General features: G+C 71.1%; 20 protein-coding genes and 1 pseudogene. 16 read left to right on the top strand and 5 right to left on the bottom strand.

What is annotated here, in order from left to right; translation table 11 throughout:
* The first annotated feature begins 75 nt into the window (after nucleotides 1-75).
* Together A8W25_RS07325 and A8W25_RS07320 are read left to right on the top strand one after the other, a co-directional pair.
* A complete protein-coding gene (locus A8W25_RS07325) occupies nucleotides 76-417 on the top strand; it encodes a hypothetical protein (RefSeq protein ID WP_067157788.1) in 342 nt (113 codons plus the stop codon).
* A 71-nt stretch (nucleotides 418-488) separates the two neighbouring features.
* Entirely contained in the window at nucleotides 489-1,592 is a 1,104-nt protein-coding gene (locus A8W25_RS07320) for an amidohydrolase (RefSeq protein ID WP_067157785.1), read from the top strand.
* Here A8W25_RS07320 and A8W25_RS07315 read toward each other — a convergent pair.
* From A8W25_RS07315 to A8W25_RS07305, 3 genes are all read right to left on the bottom strand, one after another.
* On the bottom strand, nucleotides 1,566-2,561 hold the full coding sequence (locus tag A8W25_RS07315) for a COX15/CtaA family protein (protein ID WP_079125878.1): 996 nt from the start codon (nucleotides 2,559-2,561) through the stop codon (nucleotides 1,566-1,568). The genes A8W25_RS07320 and A8W25_RS07315 overlap by 27 nt on opposite strands.
* Before the next feature lie 64 nt (nucleotides 2,562-2,625).
* A complete protein-coding gene (locus A8W25_RS07310; protein ID WP_067157779.1) occupies nucleotides 2,626-3,399 on the bottom strand; it encodes an ABC transporter permease in 774 nt (257 codons plus the stop codon).
* On the bottom strand, nucleotides 3,396-4,322 hold the full coding sequence (locus A8W25_RS07305) for an ABC transporter ATP-binding protein (RefSeq protein ID WP_067157777.1): 927 nt from the start codon (nucleotides 4,320-4,322) through the stop codon (nucleotides 3,396-3,398). The genes A8W25_RS07310 and A8W25_RS07305 overlap by 4 nt, the downstream gene beginning before the upstream one ends.
* Before the next feature lie 350 nt (nucleotides 4,323-4,672).
* Here A8W25_RS07305 and A8W25_RS07300 point away from each other — a divergent pair, with 350 nt between their 5' ends.
* The 11 genes from A8W25_RS07300 (at nucleotide 4,673) to A8W25_RS07250 (ending at nucleotide 13,788) form a co-directional block, all read left to right on the top strand.
* The gene (locus A8W25_RS07300) at nucleotides 4,673-5,428 is read left to right on the top strand and encodes a helix-turn-helix transcriptional regulator (protein WP_067157697.1); all 756 of its coding nucleotides are present in this window, start codon (nucleotides 4,673-4,675) and stop codon (nucleotides 5,426-5,428) included.
* Nucleotides 5,425-6,846 (top strand): Fe-S cluster assembly protein SufB, encoded by a 1,422-nt coding sequence (sufB, locus tag A8W25_RS07295; RefSeq protein WP_067157694.1) that lies wholly within the window; start codon nucleotides 5,425-5,427, stop codon nucleotides 6,844-6,846. The genes A8W25_RS07300 and sufB overlap by 4 nt, the downstream gene beginning before the upstream one ends.
* A gap of 63 nt (nucleotides 6,847-6,909) precedes the next feature.
* Nucleotides 6,910-8,091: a Fe-S cluster assembly protein SufD gene (gene sufD, locus A8W25_RS07290; protein ID WP_067157690.1), complete on the top strand. Its 1,182-nt coding sequence runs from the start codon at nucleotides 6,910-6,912 to the stop codon at nucleotides 8,089-8,091.
* On the top strand, nucleotides 8,091-8,411 hold the full coding sequence (locus A8W25_RS07285) for a non-heme iron oxygenase ferredoxin subunit (protein WP_067157688.1): 321 nt from the start codon (nucleotides 8,091-8,093) through the stop codon (nucleotides 8,409-8,411). The genes sufD and A8W25_RS07285 overlap by 1 nt, the downstream gene beginning before the upstream one ends.
* 6 nt (nucleotides 8,412-8,417) lie before the next feature.
* The gene (gene sufC / locus A8W25_RS07280; protein WP_067157685.1) at nucleotides 8,418-9,182 is read left to right on the top strand and encodes a Fe-S cluster assembly ATPase SufC; all 765 of its coding nucleotides are present in this window, start codon (nucleotides 8,418-8,420) and stop codon (nucleotides 9,180-9,182) included.
* Nucleotides 9,179-10,435, top strand: a complete 1,257-nt coding sequence (locus tag A8W25_RS07275) for a cysteine desulfurase (protein ID WP_067157682.1) — start codon at nucleotides 9,179-9,181, stop codon at nucleotides 10,433-10,435. Before sufC ends, A8W25_RS07275 begins: the two co-directional genes overlap by 4 nt.
* A gap of 10 nt (nucleotides 10,436-10,445) precedes the next feature.
* Entirely contained in the window at nucleotides 10,446-10,910 is a 465-nt protein-coding gene (gene sufU, locus A8W25_RS07270) for a Fe-S cluster assembly sulfur transfer protein SufU (protein WP_067157679.1), read from the top strand.
* Nucleotides 10,907-11,245 (top strand): metal-sulfur cluster assembly factor, encoded by a 339-nt coding sequence (locus A8W25_RS07265; protein ID WP_067157773.1) that lies wholly within the window; start codon nucleotides 10,907-10,909, stop codon nucleotides 11,243-11,245. The genes sufU and A8W25_RS07265 overlap by 4 nt, the downstream gene beginning before the upstream one ends.
* Nucleotides 11,246-11,473: 228 nt before the next feature.
* The gene (locus tag A8W25_RS07260) at nucleotides 11,474-12,796 is read left to right on the top strand and encodes a hypothetical protein (RefSeq protein WP_234386194.1); all 1,323 of its coding nucleotides are present in this window, start codon (nucleotides 11,474-11,476) and stop codon (nucleotides 12,794-12,796) included.
* A gap of 77 nt (nucleotides 12,797-12,873) precedes the next feature.
* On the top strand, nucleotides 12,874-13,410 hold the full coding sequence (locus A8W25_RS07255) for a TetR/AcrR family transcriptional regulator (protein WP_067157770.1): 537 nt from the start codon (nucleotides 12,874-12,876) through the stop codon (nucleotides 13,408-13,410).
* A 54-nt stretch (nucleotides 13,411-13,464) separates the two neighbouring features.
* Nucleotides 13,465-13,788, top strand: a complete 324-nt coding sequence (locus A8W25_RS07250) for a DMT family transporter (RefSeq protein WP_067157767.1) — start codon at nucleotides 13,465-13,467, stop codon at nucleotides 13,786-13,788.
* A gap of 15 nt (nucleotides 13,789-13,803) precedes the next feature.
* Here A8W25_RS07250 and A8W25_RS07245 read toward each other — a convergent pair whose 3' ends face one another.
* Nucleotides 13,804-14,691 (bottom strand): winged helix-turn-helix transcriptional regulator, encoded by an 888-nt coding sequence (locus A8W25_RS07245; protein WP_067157764.1) that lies wholly within the window; start codon nucleotides 14,689-14,691, stop codon nucleotides 13,804-13,806.
* A gap of 94 nt (nucleotides 14,692-14,785) precedes the next feature.
* On the opposite strand from A8W25_RS07245, the pseudogene A8W25_RS32045 reads away from it, so the two are divergent.
* Together A8W25_RS32045 and A8W25_RS07235 are read left to right on the top strand one after the other, a co-directional pair.
* Nucleotides 14,786-15,376 (top strand): annotated as a pseudogene (locus tag A8W25_RS32045) (MFS transporter); the annotation flags it as partial.
* Between the two features lie 246 nt (nucleotides 15,377-15,622).
* Nucleotides 15,623-16,354, top strand: a complete 732-nt coding sequence (locus tag A8W25_RS07235) for an antibiotic biosynthesis monooxygenase (protein WP_234386315.1) — start codon at nucleotides 15,623-15,625, stop codon at nucleotides 16,352-16,354.
* Nucleotide 16,355: 1 nt separating this feature from the next.
* Here the strand turns inward: A8W25_RS07235 and A8W25_RS07230 are convergent, their stop codons facing one another.
* Nucleotides 16,356-18,194: an endonuclease/exonuclease/phosphatase family protein gene (locus A8W25_RS07230; RefSeq protein ID WP_067157760.1), complete on the bottom strand. Its 1,839-nt coding sequence runs from the start codon at nucleotides 18,192-18,194 to the stop codon at nucleotides 16,356-16,358.
* A 375-nt stretch (nucleotides 18,195-18,569) separates the two neighbouring features.
* Between A8W25_RS07230 and A8W25_RS07225 the strand changes: the two genes are divergently transcribed.
* Nucleotides 18,570-20,009 carry a hypothetical protein gene (locus A8W25_RS07225; RefSeq protein WP_067157758.1) on the top strand — a complete coding sequence of 480 codons (1,440 nt, stop codon included), beginning with the start codon at nucleotides 18,570-18,572 and terminating at the stop codon, nucleotides 20,007-20,009.
* Nucleotides 20,010-20,018 lie beyond the last annotated feature (9 nt).

The following is a 20,018-nucleotide window of genomic DNA, read 5'->3' as shown; positions in this document are numbered from 1 at the left end:
ACGGGAGGGCCCAGTGGTACAAGCCACTGGGCCCTCCCGTCGCATCTGGATCTACTCGCGAGTAGCATCCTGGACATGGCAGAAACCCAGGTTGACGAGAAGCAGGCCGCCAAGGCCCAGCGGCGGGCGGCGCGCCTCGCCAAGCAGATCGGCCACTTCGCCAAGGAGCACGGCGGCGCCGAGGGCCAGGTGGCGTACCTCGGCCGGCGCGGCGCGCGGATCGTGCTGGTCGGCGAGGACGGCGGCTGGGGCGACCTGGTGGCCCCCAGCCACGCCGTCGCGCTGAGCGCGGTCGAGAAGGCCGGGATCACCGTCCACGAGGACTTCGACGGCGAGTTCGCGGCCAAGGTGAAGACCGGACGGTACGAGTGGAGCCGGATGGCCGGGATCCAGCTCGGCGGTCCTAAGAACGGCTGAACGGCAACAGCAACACTCATCCGGGGCTCACCCGTTAGTGAGGTGGAAGCACACCACCCAGGGAGCCCCGGATGATCGACGCCGTGCCGCAGCCGGACCTGGTGGACCAGTACTGCCACGGGGTGCTCCGCACCGAGCTGGGGCTCGGTACGTTCGAGACGCAGCTCGGCAGGACCGGCGCCCCGCCCGCCCCCGGCACCACCTTCTTCGACACCCAGACCGGCTTCGCGGTGCGCCGCTGGTGCCCGCCGCTGCTGGGTCTGGAGGCGCACTGCGCCCCGGCCCGCTATCTCGCCCGCCGGCGCGAACTGGGCGTCCTGGAGACCGTCCGGCGGCTGCTGCGCGGCTCCGGCGTCTCCACCTATCTGGTCGACACCGGCCCGCCGGGCGATCTGACCGGGCCGGGCGAGCTGGCCGCCGCCGGGGCCGCCGACGCCCATGAGATCGTCCGGCTCGAACTCCTCGCCGAGCAGGTCGCCGACACCTCGGGCACCGTCGACGCCTTCCTCGCCAACCTCGCCGAGGCCGTGCACACCGCGGCCGCCTCCGCCGTCGCCTTCATCTCCGTCACGGCCGTCCGCCAGTGCCTCGACCCGGACCCGCCCGGACCCGGCGAGGTGCGCGGGGCGGCGGGCCGCTGGCTCACCCGGCGCCGCATCCAGGAGCCGCTGGAGGACCCCGTGCTGCTGCGGCACCTGCTGTGGAGCGCGGTCGCCTCGGGGCGGCCGCTCCAGCTGCGGCTCGGCATGGACGACGCGACCGGGCTGGCCGCCTTCGCCGCCGCGACCAACGGCCTCGGCACGGACCTGGTGCTGCTGCACGGCTATCCGTACCACCGCCAGGCCGCCCATCTGGCGAGCGTCTTCCCGCATGTGTACGCGGACGTGGGGCCGGCCCTGGTGCGTACGGGGGCGCGGGCCGCCGACGTCCTGGCGGAGCTCCTGGAGCTGGCGCCGTTCGGGAAGCTGCTCTACTCCAGCGGCGCGCGCGGGCTGCCCGAGCTGCACGTGGTGGGCGCGCGGCTGTTCACCCACGCGCTGGGCCGGGTGCTGGGCACCTGGGTGGCCGACGGCGCGTGGGCGCGTACGGACGCGGAGCGGGTCGCCGCGATGATCGGGGCGGGGAACGCCCGGCGGGTGTACGGGCTGTCAGGCGCGGGTGAGCGCCGGGTCTGACTGGGCCGGGACGGGCACGGACGTGTGCGGGCGCTCGCGCAGCGACAGCATGACGCGGACCACGGCGATCCACACCAGGCAGGAGCCGAACATGTGCAGGGCGACCAGGGCCTCGGGGGTCTTGGTGAAGTACTGGACGTAGCCGATGACGCCCTGGCCCATCAGCACCAGGAACAGGTCACGGGCCCGGTCGCGCGGGCCCATCGGGGCGTCGACCGCCTTCAGGACGAACCAGAGCGCGACCGTGAGGGCCACCACGACCCAGGCGAGGTCGGCGTGCAGCTGGCTGATCATCGTCCAGTTCAGCGGGATGCGCTCCACGTCGCTGGAGTCGCCCGCGTGGCGGCCCGCGCCGGTGACGACCGTGCCGACCGCGACCAGCGCGCCCGCCGCGACCACAAGCAGCCAGGTCAGCTGGACCACGGCCTTGCCCACCAGCGGGCGCGGCTCGCCGTCGCCCTCCCGGGTGCGCTGCCAGGTCATCATCGCGACCGTGAGGAGCGCGGTGGAGAGCAGGAAGTGCGCCGCGACGGTGTACGGGTTGAGGCCGACCAGGACGACGATGCCGCCCAGGACCGCGTTGCCCATGACGATCCAGAACTGGACCCAGCCGAGCCGGGTGACAGAGCGCCGCCAGGGCTTGGCGGCCCGGGCCGCGATGATCGCCCAGCCGACGGCCGCGCACAGCACGTACGTCAGCATCCGGTTGCCGAACTCGACGGCGCTGTGGAAGTTCATCTCGCCGGTCGGCGTCAGGCTCTGGTCGGTGCACTTGGGCCAGGTCGGGCAGCCGAGCCCGGACCCGGTGAGCCGTACCGCGCCGCCGGTCACCACGATGACGACGGCCATGACGACGGCGATGAGCGCCGCGCGCTGGACGGTCCGCGGGGACGGCGTCCACCGCTCGGCGATGAAGGCGAGCGGATTGCGCACCGCCTGAGCCGCATCGGCTCGGGTCACGTTCGGCATGGGCTCTATCGTAGGGGTCCGTTTGTGCATGTTTTCACGAGGGGTCGGCCGCCCGGCGGGACCCTTACTCCCAGCGGAAGAACCGCGCCGCCGCGCCCAGGCCGAGCACCGCCCAGACCGCCAGGATCCCCAGGTCGCCCCAGGGCATCGAGGCGCCGTGCTGGAGGACGTCCCGCAGCCCGTCCGAGAGGGCCGAGACGGGCAGCAGCCCGAGCGCCGTCCGGACGCCGTCCGGGAACTTCTCCATCGGCACGATGACGCCGCCGCCCACGAGCAGCAGCAGGAACACCAGATTGGCGGCGGCGAGCGTCGCCTCGGCCTTCAGCGTGCCCGCCATCAGCAGCCCGAGCCCGGAGAACGCGGCCGTGCCCAGCACCAGGAGCAGCAGCACGGCGAACGGGTTGCCGTGCGGCGACCAGCCGAGCGCGAAGGCGATTCCCGTCAGCAGGGCGATCTGGAGGACCTCGGTGACCAGCACCGACAGCGTCTTGGCGGTCATCAGCGCCCAGCGCGGCAGCGGGGAGGCGCCGAGCCGCTTGAGCACGCCGTAGCGGCGCTCGAAGCCGGTGGCGATGGCCTGGCCGGTGAAGGCGGTGGACATCACGGCGAGGGCGAGGACGCCGGGGGTGAGGAAGTCGACGGACTTCCCCTCGCCGGTGTCGATGATGTCGACGCCGCTGAACAGCACCAGCAGCAGCGTCGGGATGACCACGGTGAGCAGCAGCTGCTCGCCGTTGCGCAGCAGCATCCGCGTCTCCAGCGCGGTCTGCGCGCCGATCATCCGGCCGACGGGCGCGGCCCCGGGCCTCGGCGTGTACGTACCGGTACCGGCGCTCATCGGCGCAGCTCCCTGCCCGTGAGTTCCAGAAAGACGTCTTCGAGGGTGTGGCGCTCCACCGCGATGCCGTCGGGCATCACGCCGTGCTGGGCGCACCAGGAGGTGACGGTGGCCAGCAGCTGCGGGTCGACGGTGCCGCTGATGCGGTACGCGCCCGAGGTGAGCTCGGCCGCGGCCGAGCCCTCGGGCAGCGCCTTGAGGAGCGAGGCGAGGTCGAGCCCGGGGCGGCCGGTGAAGCGGAGCGTGTTCTCGGCGCCGCCCCGGCAGAGCGTCTCGGGGGAGCCCTGGGCGACGACCTTGCCCGCGTCGACGATCGCCACGTCGTCCGCGAGCTCCTCGGCCTCGTCCATGAAGTGCGTGGTCAGGACGGTGGAGACACCGTCGGCGCGCAGTTCCCGTACGAGGTCCCAGGTGGCGCGGCGGGCCTGCGGGTCCAGGCCCGCGGTCGGCTCGTCCAGGAAGACCAGCTCGGGGCGGCCGACCACGGCCATGGCGAGCGCGAGGCGCTGCTGCTGGCCACCGGAGAGCCGGCGGTAGGTGGTGCGCCCGCAGCTCTCCAGGCCGAGGCGCTCGATGAGCGCGGGCACGTCGAGGGGCTGGGCGTGCAGCTTCGCCATGTGGCGGAGCATCTCCTCGGCGCGGGCGCCGGAGTAGACGCCGCCGGACTGGAGCATCACGCCGATGCGCGGGCGCAGCCGCTCGGCCTCGGTGACCGGGTCGAGGCCGAGGACGCGGACGGTGCCGGCGTCGGGTCTGCGGTAGCCCTCGCAGGTCTCGATCGTGGTGGTCTTGCCGGCACCGTTGGGGCCGAGGACGGCGGTGACGGTCCCGGCGGCGACCCGCAGGTCGAGGCCGTCCACGGCGGTCTTCGATCCGTACCGTTTGACCAGGCCGGTGACCTGGACGACGGACTCGCTCTTCATGACGGGCAAGTCTAGGCAGCGCGCGCGGGGCGCCGGACCGTGGGGCGGGGGTCGTACGGGGGCACGGACGCGCGGGTGCGCGACCTTCGTTTTCCGGCCATCGGGGGCCCGGTCGAGCCCCTCTGCGGACCCGGCCGAAAGTGATCGCCCCGGGGTAGCCGAAAAGGACTGCGTCCCGGCCATATGGCGAGGTCAAGGGGGTTGGCGGGGTCTATTTCAGGTCTGCCCCATTTGATCGATCAAAGATCGTTTCCGCAGGTCAGCTTAGGTATGCCTAAGTGATGCACCGCACCGCTCGATGATCGAGACGTGGCTTGTCAGGCTCTGAGGAATTACGCAACAATGGTGTTGTGAAAAACGTCGGCGAGGCTCCGCAGGAGGAACTCGCGACCGGTGAGCGGTCCACCCGCAACCGGGTCGCGCGCTCCATCCTGGACCATGGGCCCTCCACCGTCGCGGACCTCGCGAAGCGCCTCGGCCTCACCCAGGCCGCCGTCCGCCGCCACCTCGACGCACTGGTGGCCGACGAGGTCGTGTCCCCCCGCGAACAGCGGGTGTACGGGGCACGGACCCGCGGCAGGCCCGCCAAGGTCTTCGCCCTCACGGACTGCGGGCGGGACGCCTTCGACCAGTCGTACGACAAGCTGGCCGTGGACGCGCTCCGCTGGATCGAGAAGTCCGCGGGCGGCGGCCCGGCAGGCGAGGAAGCCGTCGTCGCCTTCGCCCGGGCACGGATCGAGGCCCAGGCCGAGGGCTACCGCGAGGCGATCGAGGCAGCGCCCCCCGAGGAGCGCACCGAGGCCCTGGCCAAGGCCTTGACCGCCGACGGGTACGCTGCTACGGCGCGCAGTGCGCCCCTCCCCGGACGGGGCGAGCAGCTCTGCCAGCACCACTGCCCGGTCGCCCACGCCGCCGAGCAGTTCCCACAGCTGTGCGAGGCGGAGACGGAGTTCTTCTCCCGCCTCCTCGGGACCCATGTGCAGCGTCTGGCCACCATCGCCCATGGCGACGGGGTGTGCACGACGTTCATCCCGCACAGCGCACCGCAGCCCCCGCACGACACCGAATCAGCATCCACAAGCACGGCCGGGAGGAACCCCGCATGACTCTCCCCACGGAGACTGCCCACCCCGAACTCGAGGGTCTGGGCAACTACGAGTACGGCTGGGCCGACTCCGACGCGGCGGGCGCCGCCGCCAAGCGCGGGCTCTCCGAGGACGTCGTCCGCGACATCTCGGGCAAGAAGAACGAGCCCGAGTGGATGCTGAAGCTGCGCCTCAAGGGCCTGCGGCTCTTCGGCAAGAAGCCCATGCCGAACTGGGGCTCCGACCTCTCGGGCATCGACTTCGACAACATCAAGTACTTCGTGCGCTCCACCGAGAAGCAGGCCGCTTCCTGGGAGGACCTGCCGGAGGACATCAAGAACACGTACGACAAGCTCGGCATCCCCGAGGCGGAGAAGCAGCGCCTCGTCGCCGGTGTCGCGGCCCAGTACGAGTCCGAGGTCGTCTACCACCAGATCCGTGAGGACCTGGAGGAGCAGGGCGTCATCTTCCTCGACACCGACACCGCGCTGAAGGAGCACCCGGAGCTCTTCCAGGAGTACTTCGGCACCGTCATCCCGGTCGGCGACAACAAGTTCGCGTCGCTGAACACCGCGGTGTGGTCGGGCGGATCGTTCATCTACGTCCCGAAGGGTGTCCACGTCGACATCCCGCTCCAGGCCTACTTCCGTATCAACACGGAGAACATGGGCCAGTTCGAGCGGACGCTGATCATCGTCGACGAGGACGCGTACGTCCACTACGTCGAGGGCTGCACCGCCCCGATCTACTCCTCGGACTCGCTGCACAGCGCCGTCGTGGAGATCATCGTCAAGAAGGGCGGCCGCTGCCGCTACACGACGATCCAGAACTGGTCGAACAACGTCTACAACCTGGTCACCAAGCGCGCCGTGGCGTACGAGGGCGCGACCATGGAGTGGATCGACGGCAACATCGGTTCCAAGGTCACCATGAAGTACCCGGCCGTCTACCTGATGGGCGAGCACGCCAAGGGCGAGACCCTGTCCATCGCCTTCGCGGGCGAGGGCCAGCACCAGGACGCCGGATCCAAGATGGTCCACATGGCGCCGAACACGTCCTCCAACATCGTCTCCAAGTCGGTGGCGCGTGGCGGCGGCCGCACCTCGTACCGCGGTCTGGTCGAGATCGGCGAGGGCGCGGCCGGATCGAAGTCGAACGTGCTGTGCGACGCGCTGCTCGTCGACACGATCTCCCGCTCCGACACCTACCCGTACGTCGACGTCCGCGAGGACGACGTGTCCATGGGCCACGAGGCGACCGTCTCCAAGGTCTCCGAGGACCAGCTCTTCTACCTGATGAGCCGCGGTCTGACCGAGTTCGAGGCGATGGCGATGATCGTGCGCGGCTTCGTCGAGCCGATCGCCAAGGAGCTGCCCATGGAGTACGCCCTGGAGCTCAACCGGCTGATCGAGCTGCAGATGGAGGGCTCGGTCGGCTAGTACGGCCACCGTCCCCGCAGCAGCGAACGCAGACTGATCTAGGAAGAGAGCACTACGACAGCCATGGCTGAGGCTCAGAACATTCCCGCGGGCTCCACCACCGCGGGTTCGATCGCGGTGGCCGCCGAGTCGACCGTCGCCACGCGCATGAGCGCGCCCCCGTCCTTCGACGTGGCGGACTTCCCGGTGCCGCACGGCCGCGAGGAGGAGTGGCGGTTCACGCCGCTGGAGCGGCTGCGCGGGCTGCACGACGGCACCGCCGTCGCGACCGGCGACGGGCTGCGCGTCGAGGTGAACGCCCCCGAGGGCGTCACCGTCGAGACCGTCGGCCGCGACGACGCCCGGCTCGGCCGGGCCGGCACGCCGGTGGACCGGATCGCCGCCCAGGCCTACTCGGCGTTCGAGAAGGCCTCGGTCGTGACCGTTCCCAAGGAGGCGGTCCTCAGCGAGCCGATCCGCATCGCCGTGCACGGCGAGGGCGGCACCGTCTTCGCGCACCAGGTCGTCGAGCTCGGCGCGTTCGCCGAGGCCGTCGTGGTCATCGACCACACCGGTGACGCGGTGCTCGCCGCCAACGTGGACTTCGTCCTCGGTGACGGCGCCAAGCTGACCGTCGTCTCCGTCCAGGACTGGGACGCCAAGGCCGTCCACGTCGCCCAGCACAACACGCTGGTCGGCCGGGACGCCTCCTTCAAGTCCGTCGTCGTCACCTTCGGCGGCGACCTGGTCCGGCTGCACCCGCGGGTCTCCTACGCGGGCACCGGCGGCGAGGCCGAGCTCTTCGGCCTGTACTTCACCGACAAGGGCCAGCACCAGGAGCACCGGCTCTTCGTCGACCACAACACGCCGCACTGCAAGTCCAACGCCGTGTACAAGGGCGCCCTGCAGGGCGACGACGCGCACGCCGTGTGGATCGGTGACGTCCTCATCCAGGCCAGCGCCGAGGGCACCGACACCTACGAGATGAACCGCAACCTGGTCCTCACGGACGGCGCCCGCGTCGACTCCGTGCCGAACCTGGAGATCGAGACCGGCGAGATCGCCGGCGCCGGTCACGCCTCGGCCACCGGCCGCTTCGACGACGAGCAGCTGTTCTACCTGATGGCGCGCGGCATCCCCGCGGCCGAGGCCCGCCGTCTGGTGGTCCGCGGCTTCTTCGCCGAGCTGGTCCAGCAGGTCGGCGTCGCCGATGTCGAGGAGCGCCTGCTCGCCAAGATCGAGGCGGAGCTGGAGGCGTCCGTCTGATGACCGCCTTCGTCCGCGTCTGCGCACTGAGCGAGCTGGAGGAGGACACCCCGAAGCGGGTGGAACTCGACGGCACGCCGGTGTCGGTCGTCCGCACGGCGGGCGAGGTGTTCGCGATCCACGACATCTGCTCGCACGCGAACGTCTCGCTGTCGGAGGGCGAGGTGGAGGACTGCCAGATCGAGTGCTGGCTGCACGGCTCGACCTTCGACCTCCGCACCGGCAAGCCGTCCGGCCTTCCCGCGACGCGACCCGTGCCCGTTTACCCCGTAAAGATCGAAGGGGACGATGTGCTCGTCTCCGTATCCCAGGAGAACTAAGTCCCCATGGCAACGCTTGAAATCCGCGACCTGCACGTCTCCGTGGAAGCCGAGAACGGCCCCCGGGAGATCCTCAAGGGCGTCGACCTGACCGTGAAGCAGGGCGAGACCCACGCCATCATGGGCCCCAACGGCTCCGGCAAGTCCACCCTCGCGTACTCGCTCGCGGGTCACCCCAAGTACACGATCACCGGCGGTACGGTCACCCTGGACGGCGAGGACGTCCTGGAGATGTCCGTCGACGAGCGCGCCCGCGCCGGCGTCTTCCTCGCCATGCAGTACCCGGTCGAGGTCCCCGGCGTCTCGGTCTCCAACTTCCTGCGCACCTCCGCCACCGCCGTGCGCGGCGAGGCCCCCAAGCTGCGCACCTGGGTGAAGGAGGTCAAGTCCGCGATGGAGCAGCTCCAGATGGACCCGGCCTTCGCCGAGCGCAACGTCAACGAGGGCTTCTCCGGCGGTGAGAAGAAGCGCCACGAGATCCTCCAGCTGGAGCTCCTCAAGCCGAAGATCGCGATCCTCGACGAGACCGACTCGGGTCTGGACGTCGACGCGCTCCGCGTCGTCTCCGAGGGCGTCAACCGCGTCCGCGAGTCCGGCGAGGTCGGCACGCTGCTGATCACGCACTACACGCGCATCCTGCGCTACATCAAGCCCGACTTCGTGCACGTGTTCGCGAACGGCCGCATCGCCGAGTCCGGCGGCGCCGAGCTCGCCGACAAGCTGGAGAACGAGGGCTACGAGGCTTACACGAAGGGTGGCGCATCCGAGTGACACAGCTGCCGGGCCTCCTCGACACCGAGGCGATCCGTAAGGACTTCCCCTTGCTGGACCGTGTGGTCCACGACGGGAAGAAGATCGTGTACCTCGACAGCGCGGCGACTTCGCAGAAGCCGCGCCAGGTGCTCGACGCCCTCAACGAGTACTACGAGCGGCACAACGCCAACGTCCACCGTGGTGTGTACACGGTGGCCGAGGAGGCCACGGCGCTGTACGAGGGTGCGCGCGACAAGGTCGCCGCGTTCATCAACGCGCCCAGCCGCGACGAGGTGATCTTCACCAAGAACGCCTCGGAGTCGCTCAACCTGGTCGCCAACATGCTGGGCTGGGCCGACGAGCCCTACCGGGTGGACCACGAGACCGAGATAGTCATCACGGAGATGGAGCACCACTCCAACATCGTGCCGTGGCAGCTGCTCGCGCAGCGCACCGGCGCGAAGCTGAAGTGGTTCGGCCTCACCGACGACGGCCGTCTCGACCTCTCCAACATCGACGAGATCATCACCGAGAAGACGAAGATCGTCTCCTTCACGCTGGTCTCCAACCTGCTGGGCACGGTCAACCCGGTCGAGGCGATCGTCCGCCGCGCCCAGGAGGTCGGCGCGCTGCTCTGCATCGACGCCTCGCAGGCCGCGCCGCACATGCCGCTGGACGTCCAGGCCCTCCAGGCCGACTTCGTGGCCTTCACCGGCCACAAGATGTGCGGCCCGACCGGCATCGGCGTCCTGTGGGGCCGCCAGGAGCTGCTGGAGGACCTTCCCCCCTTCCTCGGCGGCGGCGAGATGATCGAGACGGTCTCGATGCACTCGTCGACGTACGCGCCGGCGCCGCACAAGTTCGAGGCGGGCACGCCCCCGATCGCGCAGGCCGTGGGCCTGGGCGCGGCCGTGGACTACCTCTCCTCGATCGGCATGGACAAGATCGCCGCGCATGAGCACGCGATCACCGAGTACGCGGTCAAGCGTCTGCTCGAAGTCCCCGACCTGCGGATCATCGGCCCGACCACGGCCGAGGACCGGGGCGCCGCGATCTCCTTCACGCTCGGCGACATCCACCCGCACGACGTGGGCCAGGTCCTCGACGAGCAGGGCATCGCGGTCCGGGTCGGCCACCACTGCGCGCGCCCGGTCTGCCTGCGCTACGGAATTCCCGCGACCACGCGAGCGTCTTTCTACCTGTACTCCACGCCTGCCGAGGTCGACGCCCTGGTGGACGGTCTGGAGCACGTACGGAACTTCTTCGGCTAGGGGTAGCGACGTGAAGCTGGATTCGATGTACCAGGACGTCATCCTGGACCACTACAAGCACCCTCACGGGCGGGGCTTGCGGGACGGTGACGCCGAGGTGCACCACGTGAACCCGACGTGCGGGGACGAGATCACCCTCCGGGTGAAGTACGAGGGCTCGCAGATCTCCGACATCTCGTACGAGGGCCAGGGCTGCTCCATCAGCCAGGCCAGCGCCTCGGTCCTCAACGACCTGCTGGTCGGCAAGGAGCTGGACGAGGCGCAGCGGATCCAGGAGACCTTCCTGGAGCTGATGCAGTCCAAGGGCAAGCTGGAGCCGGACGACGCGATGGAGGAGGTCCTTGAGGACGCGGTCGCGTTCGCCGGGGTCTCCAAGTACCCCGCGCGCGTGAAGTGTGCTCTGCTGAGCTGGATGGCCTGGAAGGACGCGACGGCCCAGGCGCTGGGCGCCGGAGCCGAGAGGAAGAGCGCATGACCGAGAACGCAGAGGCCACGTTGAAGCCGGCCTCGGAGGAAGAAGTCCGCGAGGCGCTGTACGACGTCGTCGACCCCGAGCTGGGTATCGACGTCGTCAACCTGGGCCTCATCTACGGCATCCACATCGACGACTCCAACGTCGCCACCCTGGACATGACCCTGACGTCGGCGGCCTGCCCGCTGACCGATGTGATCGAGGACCAGGCGAAGTCGGCGACCGAGGGCATCGTCAACGAGCTGAAGATCAACTGGGTCTGGATGCCGCCGTGGGGCCCGGACAAGATCACGGACGATGGCCGCGAGCAGCTGCGGGCGCTGGGGTTCAACGTCTGACCTCTCCGGTCGCACCAGTACGCCGGACGGCCCGCACGCGCTTTGGCGCGTGCGGGCCGTCCGGCGTTGTTCGTCTTCCGTACGTACCCCGTACGGCCGGAATTGGCGCACGCACCGGAGTCTTCTCGTCGACATCGCGTCGACGAGAGGCACCCAGTGCTGCATCACGTTTCCCGTACCAGGCGCGTTGCCCTTGTGGTGGTGAGCGGGGGTCTTACGCTGGCCGGCATGGGCCTGAACGCACCCGCGCACGCGGCCGGATACGGCACCCCGACCCTCTCGCTTTCGGCCGGATATCTCTCGGGGGCCGTGGGGGCCACCGGGGACCCCGTGGTGACCGTGACCGTGGGGCAGAGCGGGGCCGACGCCTCCGCGCTCACCGTCGCCGCCTCGGCCAGCACCAAGTCCTCCGTCGCCGGGACCGGGGACGTGAGGGTCACCGGGACCGGGGCCACCCGGCAGGTGGCGGTGGCCGCGCGCGGGCGCGGGTACACCGACCTCACCCTCAAGCTCACCGGGCTCGGCGGCAAGAGCGTCACCAAGACACTGCACTACGCCGCCTCGGGCGCGGTGCGGGACGCCGCCGACACCCGCTACTTCACCGGGTCCAGCGACGCCTCCGCCGCCGTCGACGTGGGCGGCGGTCATGTCGTCGTCGCGGACGACGAGTCCAACACCCTGCGGCTGTACGACCGTTCGGCCTCCGGGGCGCCCGTGCGGACCTGGGACTTCAGCTCCCAGCTCGGGGTCTCCAAGGAGATCGACATCGAGGGCGCGGCCCGGGTCGGCGACACCGTCTACTGGACCGGCTCGCTCGGCAACAACAAGGACGGCGAGTACAAGGCCGACCGCAACACCGTCTTCACCACCACCGTCACCGGGTCGGGCGCGAGCACCCAGCTCACCGTCGGCCGCTCGTACAAGAAGCTGCGCGACGACCTCGTCGCCTGGGACCGCGCCAACGGCGACCGGTACGGCTTCGCCGCCGCGACCGCCGCCGGACAGGCGCCCAAGCAGATCGACGGGTTCAACGTGGAGGGCCTGGAGTTCGCGCCCGGCTCGACCACCACCGCGTACATCGGGTTCCGCGCGCCGCTGGTGCCGCCGGCGAGCGGCGGCAAGGCGCTCATCGTGCCCGTCACCAACATCGACAAGGTGGTGGGCAGCGGGGTCAAGGCCGCCTTCGGGGCGCCCGTCGAGCTCGATCTGGGCGGGCTGAGCATCCGGGACATCCGTAAGAACGCCGCCGACCAGTATCTGATCGTCGCCGGGTCGTGGGCCGCCGACGACAACTCCGACCCGTACGCCCTGTACTCGTGGGACGGGGTCGCCGCCCACGCTCCCGTGAAGCTGCGCGACCTGCCCACCAGCGACCCGGGCGGCTGGGAGGCCGTCGTGGAGGTGCCGGACCTGTCGGCGCCGGGCGCCCGCGCCCAGCTGATCACCGACAACGGCTCGGCCGACCTGTACGGCGACGGGACCGATGCCAAGGACCTCACCCACCCCGAGTGGAAGAAGTCCCGCGCCACCTGGTTCACCGTCACCGGCTGACCCCGGGCGGCCGCCGTCCCGTCACCGGGTGCCGGGTACGGTCGTGGCATGGCCCCCGTCCCAGGAGCGTGCGACTGATGGCCCGACGGTACGACCCCGACCGGCGGCGCCGCATCATCGACGCCGCGATCCGGGTGGTGGCCGAGCGCGGGATCTCCGGGCTCAGCCACCGCAGCGTCGCCGCCGAGGCCGATGTGCCGCTCGGCTCCACCACGTACCACTTCACGACGCTCGACGAGCTGATGGTCGCCGCGCTGCGCCAGGCCAACGAGGGCTTCGCCGCCGCGATCCGCGACAGCGGGGCCCTGGCGGAGCCGGGCGTGGACGTGGCCGCCGAGCTCGCGCGGCTGATGGGCGAGTGGATCGCGGGCGACCGGGCGCGGGTGGAGCTGGAGTACGAGCTGTATCTGGCGGCGCTCCGGCGGCCCCCGCTGCGGCCGGTCGCCGCCGAGTGGACCGAGGGCGTGGCGGAGGTGCTCGCCCGCCACACGGACCCGGTCACGGCTCGCGGTCTGGTCGCACTGATGGACGGCATCTGCCTGCAGGCGCTGCTGACGGGGGGCGAGTACGACGAGCGGTACGCGCGCGTGCTGCTCGCCCGGTTGCTGCCCTGACGTTCATCCCCTCGTTATGTACGCCCGTACGCATCGCTGTGTACGCTTGTCCGTATGCCGTACGTCCTGCTCTCCTGCGCCATCGCGTCGGAGATCGCCGCCACCTCCGCGATGAAGTACAGCGAGGGCTTCACCCGGCTCTGGCCCTCACTCGTCACCGCCTGCGGATACCTTCTGGCGTTCTATCTGCTCTCGCTCACCCTGAAGTCGATGTCCGTGGGCACGGCGTACGCGATCTGGTCCGGCGCGGGCACGGCCGTCATCGCCGCCATCGGGATGCTCTTCCTGGGCGAGACGATGACGGCCGCCAAGTTCGCCGGGATCGCGCTGATCATCGTCGGTGTGGTGCTGCTCAACCTCGGCGGCGCCGCGCACTGAGAGCCTGGCGGGGGTTCAGCCTCCGCCGCCCGCCCGGCGCACCGCGTCGAGCGCCGCCCGTACGCTCGCCTCGATGTCGGTGATCGGGTACAGCGCCTCGACGACCGTCCGGTCCCGGTCGACCACCAGCGTCAGACGCTTCAGCCGGCTCACCCCCGCCGTGCGGAAGGTCGGCAGCCGCAGCGCGGCCGTCAGCGTCAGGTCCGCGTCCGACAGGAGCGGGAAGCGCAGTCGCTCCTTGTCCGCGAACGCCCGCTGCTCGTCCGGGCGTTGGGTGGACACGCCGTGCACGGTCGCGCCCGCCGCCGTGAACTCCTCCAGCTGGTCGCGGAACGTGCACGATTCGAGCGTGCAGCCCGGCGCCCCCGGGATCCCCGCCCAGCCGGGCGGATAGGACTCCTTGCGGGCGTAGGCGCCGGGAAAGCAGTAGAGCACGGTGTACGCGCTCTCCCGCGCCACCGGATCCCTCAACTCGCCGTCGAAGTCCATGAGTTGGACCTCCGGCACCTTGGTGCCCACCAGCTCCCGCACCCGCCCGGTCTCCCCGGACCTCTCCGTCGCCGTGGCCATCGTCTCTCCTTCTCCCAGCACCCAGGTGTCTCCCCAGTCCTGGAGTGCGATCAGTACGGGCAGCAGGGCACGGCCGCGCGGAGTCAGGCGGTACTCGTACCTCACCGGGCGCTCCTGATAGGGCTCCCGGGTCAGCACCCCGGCCTCGACCAGCAGCTTCAGCCGCTCGGCGAGCACCTTGCGGGACATGCCGAGCTCACGCTGGAGCGCGTCGAAGCGGTGCACCCCGCGTGCGGCGTCGCGCACGATCAGCAGGGTCCACCAGTCGCCGACGACGTCCAGGGCCTGGGCGATGGCGCAGTGCTCGTCGTCGAGCCGGGTGCGTTGAGGCATGCCTCCATCCTTCCGTACGCCGTTGACCTGCGATCCCCATGCTGACATAGTCCGTTCCCATAAGGAACTCACTACGGATCAAGGGGGCGGCCGCGTGAAGACCTTGCGTGCGGTGCCGAGAACCGTCCGGCTGCTGTGCTTCGGCATGTTCTTCAACGCGGTCGTCAGCTTCACGTTCATCTACCTCTTCGTGTACCTGACCGGCCCGCGCGGTCTGAGCGTCGGCCAGGCCGGAGTGATCAGCGGGGTCGGCGGCATCGGCCTGGTCGCCGGGAACTTCACCGGCGGCTGGTTCGGCGACCGCTACGGCCACCGCCGCGCCCTGCTCGCCGGGGCGCTGGTCAGCGGCTCCCTGCTCGCCGTGCTCGCCCTGCTGCCGACCCCGGCCCTGATCGCGGCCCTGCCGCTCGCCCAGTACGCCTCCGGAGTCGTGCGGTCCGCGAACTCCGCGCTCGTCGCCGTCGGCGTCCCCGAGGGCAGCCGCCGCCAGGGCTTCGCGGTGATGCGGTTCGCGTCCAACGCGGGCTTCACCGTCGGCCCGCCGCTCGGCGCCCTGGTCGCCGACCACTGGTCCTACGACTGGCTCTTCGCCGCCGACGGCGTCGGCACCCTGCTCTTCGCGGCGTACGCGGCCCGGGTGCTGCCCGCCCGCGCGGCCGCCCGGCTGAGGGCTTCGGCCGCGCCCGCCGTCGACGCGGGTGTGCCCGAGCCCGGCCGGACCTTTCCCGAGCTGGTCGCGGAGGCGGCGCTGCTCCAGGCCCGGCTCGACTGGTTCCAGGGCGAGTTGGCGCGGCTCGGCGACCAGGAAGGGTGACCCGGCGGGCGGGGGGCGGGAGTGCTCCTGTCCGGCCTTGACCTCAAGTGTCCTTGACGTTTCAGGATGGTGATCGTCAACGCAGCACAGCACCGCGACGATCACCAGGAGACCGCCATGCCCGCCATGCCCGCCACGCCCACCGACGTGAAGTTCGACGCCCTGCCCGACCTCCGCCGACCCGGCGTCGAAGTCGTCAAGTCCAGCGTCTGGCGGATGGGCACCCCCGAGCGGCAGCGCGCCGCCGTCGAGGCGATCGCCGCGGCGTGGGGCAGCCGGGACTGGCCGGACGTGGGCCTGCTGTCGTACAGCGTCTACACCGGTACCGACGGCGACGCCCTGCTGCACTACTCGCAGTGGCGGAGCGAGGCCGCCTACCAGGACTTCTTCCGCCGGTTCCGGGACGGCCGCAACGCCGAGATCGACGCGGCGGTCCCCGGTATCGAGCGCGTGGGACTCCACTCGTACGAGCTCTACCGCAGCAGCGGCCCGCGGCCGGGCGACCCCCGTACGCCCGGCTGCATAGTGATCGTCGACGTGGAGTTCGAGGGACCGGACCCGGAGCGCCAGCGGGCCTGGGTGGACGGTGTCTTCGAGGCCCTGGCCACCGACCCGGACCTGCCCCCGGGCGGTGTCTCCGCCCACTTCCACACGAGCCTGGACGGCACCCGCGTCCTCAACTACGCCGAGTGGGAGAGCGAGCAGGCTCACCTCGACGCCCTGGCCGCGCCCGGCGCCGGGGTCGGCTCGAAGACCCCGCAGTGGGCCCGGGTGCAGAACCACCCGGGCGTCACCGGTGGCGGGGTGACGCGCTACCTTCCGGCGCTGACCGTCACCCCGGCCTCCTGACCTACGGGCGGAAGCGGATGACCTGCGGGTCGTGGTCGCTGTTCTGGTCCGAGAACTCCGCGTTGATGTGCACGCTGTCGTAGTCGAAGCCGCGGACGGCCGGGCTGTGGAGGATCTGGTCGAGCACCTGGGTGTTGCCCTGGTACACGTAGGAGTAACGCTCCTTCTTCGGCAGCGCGCGGAACGCCGAGCGCAGTGCGCCGCCGTCCTCCAGGGCCTTGGTGGTGCCCGAGAAGTCGAAGTCGTTGATGTCGCCGAGCGCGAGGACCCGGGCGTGCTTGTCGACCGCGAGGATCTGCTTCACGAAGCCGTTCACGGCCTGCGCCTGGAGCAGCCGCTTGGCCTCGGAGGAGCGCGGCACCGGCTGGTGCTGCGAGACCAGGCCCTCGTCGCCGCCCTTGGAGGCGAAGTGGTTGGCGATGACGAAGACCGTCTGCCCCTTGAAGACGAACTCGCCCGCGAGCGGCTTGCGGCTGTCCGCCCACGCCGGGTTCGCCGGGTCGATCCGCCCGGGGGAGAGGGTCAGCGCCGGGCGGCCCTTGGTGCCGGTGACGCCGACGGCGGTCTTGGAGTCGCCGCCGGGGCGGTCGGTGAAGGAGACCCGCGCCGGGTTGAAGAGGAACACCTGGCGGATGTTGCCGCCGGGCTCGCCGCCGTCCTTCAGGTTCTCCGGGTCGATCGAGCGCCACTGGTAGGCCGGGCCGCCCTTGGCGACGATCGCGTCCGTGAACTTCTTGAGGGTGGCGGAGGCGTCCACCGTGCCGTCGTTCTTGGCGCCGTTGTTGTCCTGGATCTCCTCCAGGGCCACGATGTCGGGCGAGGCGAGGTGGGTGACCACACCGTCGGCCAGCGCGTCGAACTTGGCCTGCGGGTCGGACGGGTCCAGGTTCTCCACGTTGTAGGTGGCGACCGCGAGCTCACCGGCCCGCTGCTTGCGGGTGCTCTCCCGCTTGAGGCCGTTGTCCTTGACCGTGCCGAGCGTACGGGCCGTGATCGTGTACCCGCCGAACTGGTTGAAGTCCAGCGGCCCTTCGGTGGCGCCGGTCAGCGTGTCGCCGACGTTCGCCTTGGGGAACGGCTGCTGGGCGCTCGGCACCAGGCTCTGGATCTGGAGACGGCCGGAGTTCTGGTCCTCGTACGACGCGTACAGCGCGCCGCCCCGCTTGGTGCGGTTCTCGTGCGGCTTCACCGTGACCCACAGCTCGCTGTACGGGTCGGTGGCGCCCACGATCCGCGAGGTGCCGATGCGGACGTCCATGCCCTCCAGGGACTCGTAGTAGTCCAGGGCGTACTTCTTGGGCTGGAGGGTCAGACCGTTGACGCTGTTGCCGGCGGCCGGGTCGCCCGCCGGGGTGTAGCGGCCGGGAACCGTACGGGCCGACACCGTGACCGGGGCGGGCAGCGCGTTGCCCGAGGAGACGACCGTCACGGTCGGCTTGGATATCTGGGTCAGCGACTGGTTGCCGGAGGAGAGGCCGCCCGGGACGTACTCGGTGACCGTGCCGGAGACCGTCACCGCGTCACCGACGGCCACCTTCGGCGCCGAGCTCGTGAAGACGAAGACGCCCTCACTGGTGGCCGGGTTGTCGTCCGGCGCGGTGTCCTGGAACCAGAAGCCCTTCGAGGAGCCGTACGTCCGTACACCCGTGACGACGCCGGGCACCTCCGCCACCTGCTGGCCGGCCAGCGGCGAGGTGCGGGTCGTGCCCTGGATGTCGTGGATGCGGGCCGGGGCGGCGGCGGCCGGGTCGGCGGCGGCCGACGAGCCGGCGGCGAGCAGACCGGCGCCCAGCGCTGCGGCGACGACGGCGGAGACGGCGGCGGATCTCGGAACGGGCATCAACAAACTCCGGGAGGATGAGGGATCGGTGCACGTGCGGGTGCGGTGCTGCTCAGGTGTGCAGCAAGTTCTACGCGCGTCAATCTCTTGGCTGAGCGGTGCAGTTGTCAAGGGTCGCCGGGTGGCCGGAATCTGACGGCCGGATGAACCGTCCGCCGGGGGAGACCGGACACCGCCCGGTGATTCCCGTACGCAACGGCCGCCGCCCCGGCCGGAACCCGCCGTACGGCCCGGCGCCGGACCGGCGGGGGAGCGTGGCCGGGCGCGGCGATACCCGGTGAAATGCGTCTACGCTGGGTGCCTCTCGAATCACCCGTGATTCACCCTGCGACCCACCCGGCAACCACGCCGCTTCGCCCGAGGAGTACGCCACAGATGTCCGGAGACCGCCCCACCCTGCCGCCGGTGCGGCTGCACTCCGAGGCCGAGCTCGCGCGGGCGGCGCTCGCCGCCCCGCTGCTCGCCCACGCGGTCAGGCTCGCCCGCTGGGCCGGGCCCGAGACCCGTGTCGGCGCCGGGGGCGAGCTCGTCGAGGAGCAACTGCCCGCGGCCGCCGAAGCCCTGGGTCTCGCCGCCGACGACGACGGCGCGGCGGACGCCAGCGAGGCGTGGCGGGTCGCCGTCGACGCCGGGCTCGTCGACGTCACCGACGCCGAGGAGGAGGACGCCGAGGGGACGGCCGCGCCGGGTGAGGCGCTCGCCCTGCTCACCTCCGGCTCCCCGCAGGACGTCCTCACCACCTGGCTGGACGCCTTCGACGCGGTCTTCGCGGACGCGACCGCGCCCGTGCTCGACGACTTCGCCGACCTCATCGGGGACGACGGCGAGCTCGACTTCGACCGGCTCGACTGGGACCCGCAGGCCGAGGCGGACTTCCTGGAGGGCGTGCTCGGCAACCTGTACCTGCTCACCGTGACCGAGGGCGGCGCGGGCGAGGGCCCGGTGCCGCTGCCCGCGCTCGCCGCGTCGATGATCGTCCCCGACGACATGGGGGAGCCCACCGACGACATCCTGGAGCAGGTCTCGGACGCGATGATGCGCCTCGACGACCAGTTCCGGATCCTGGAGCCGATCGGCCTGGTGGAGTACCGGCCGGTGGACGAGGCCCTGATGGCCGAGGAGGGCGAGGAGCCCGCCCCGCCCGTCGACGACGAGGACGTCGCCCGGTACGGCATGGTCCGCCTCACCCCGCTCGGCCTCTACGGCGTACGGGCCCGGATGCTGGAGGCGGGCGTGGAGGCGCCGGCCGTCGGTGACCTCGCGGACAAGGGCGCGGACGTGCTGCTCGACGGCATCGCGTACTACCCGGAGGCGGCCGCCCGCGCCGAGACCGAGCAGTGGCTGGCGCGGCACGAACTCCCCGCCGCGGTACGGGAGCTGCTGGCGGCGGCGCGCGGCTCGGACGAGCGCGGTCCGCTGCGCCGCCTCCACTGCCAGCAGGCGCTCGCCCTCACCGGTCCCGAGGCCGAGCCCGCGCTGCGCGAGGTCCTGGACGACGCGGAGCTGGGCGGCCTCGCCCGGGTCTGGCTCGCCGAGCGCGGCGCGGCGGACGTGCCCGCGCCGCCGGAGGCGATGGTGTTCTGGCTCGCCGTGGACACGATTGCCGCGCAGCTGGCGGTGGACGGGGATCTGGAGGAGCTCCAGGGGCTGGTGGAGGGCCTCGTCGGGCAGCACAGCGGCTTCTTCGACGCGGCGTGGCGGGTGGAGCACCCCGCGACGGCGGACGTTCTGGAGGCGATGGGCCGGCTGCACCCGGAGAAGAAGGTGGCGAAGGAGGCCCGCAAGGCAGCCTTCAAGGCCCGCTCGCGGGCGTAGCCGGGGCCC

Origin of the sequence: Streptomyces sp. ERV7, assembly GCF_001653515.1 — a bacterium.
Lineage (GTDB): Bacteria > Actinomycetota > Actinomycetes > Streptomycetales > Streptomycetaceae > Streptomyces.
This window is presented reverse-complemented; position numbering and strand designations above follow the sequence as displayed.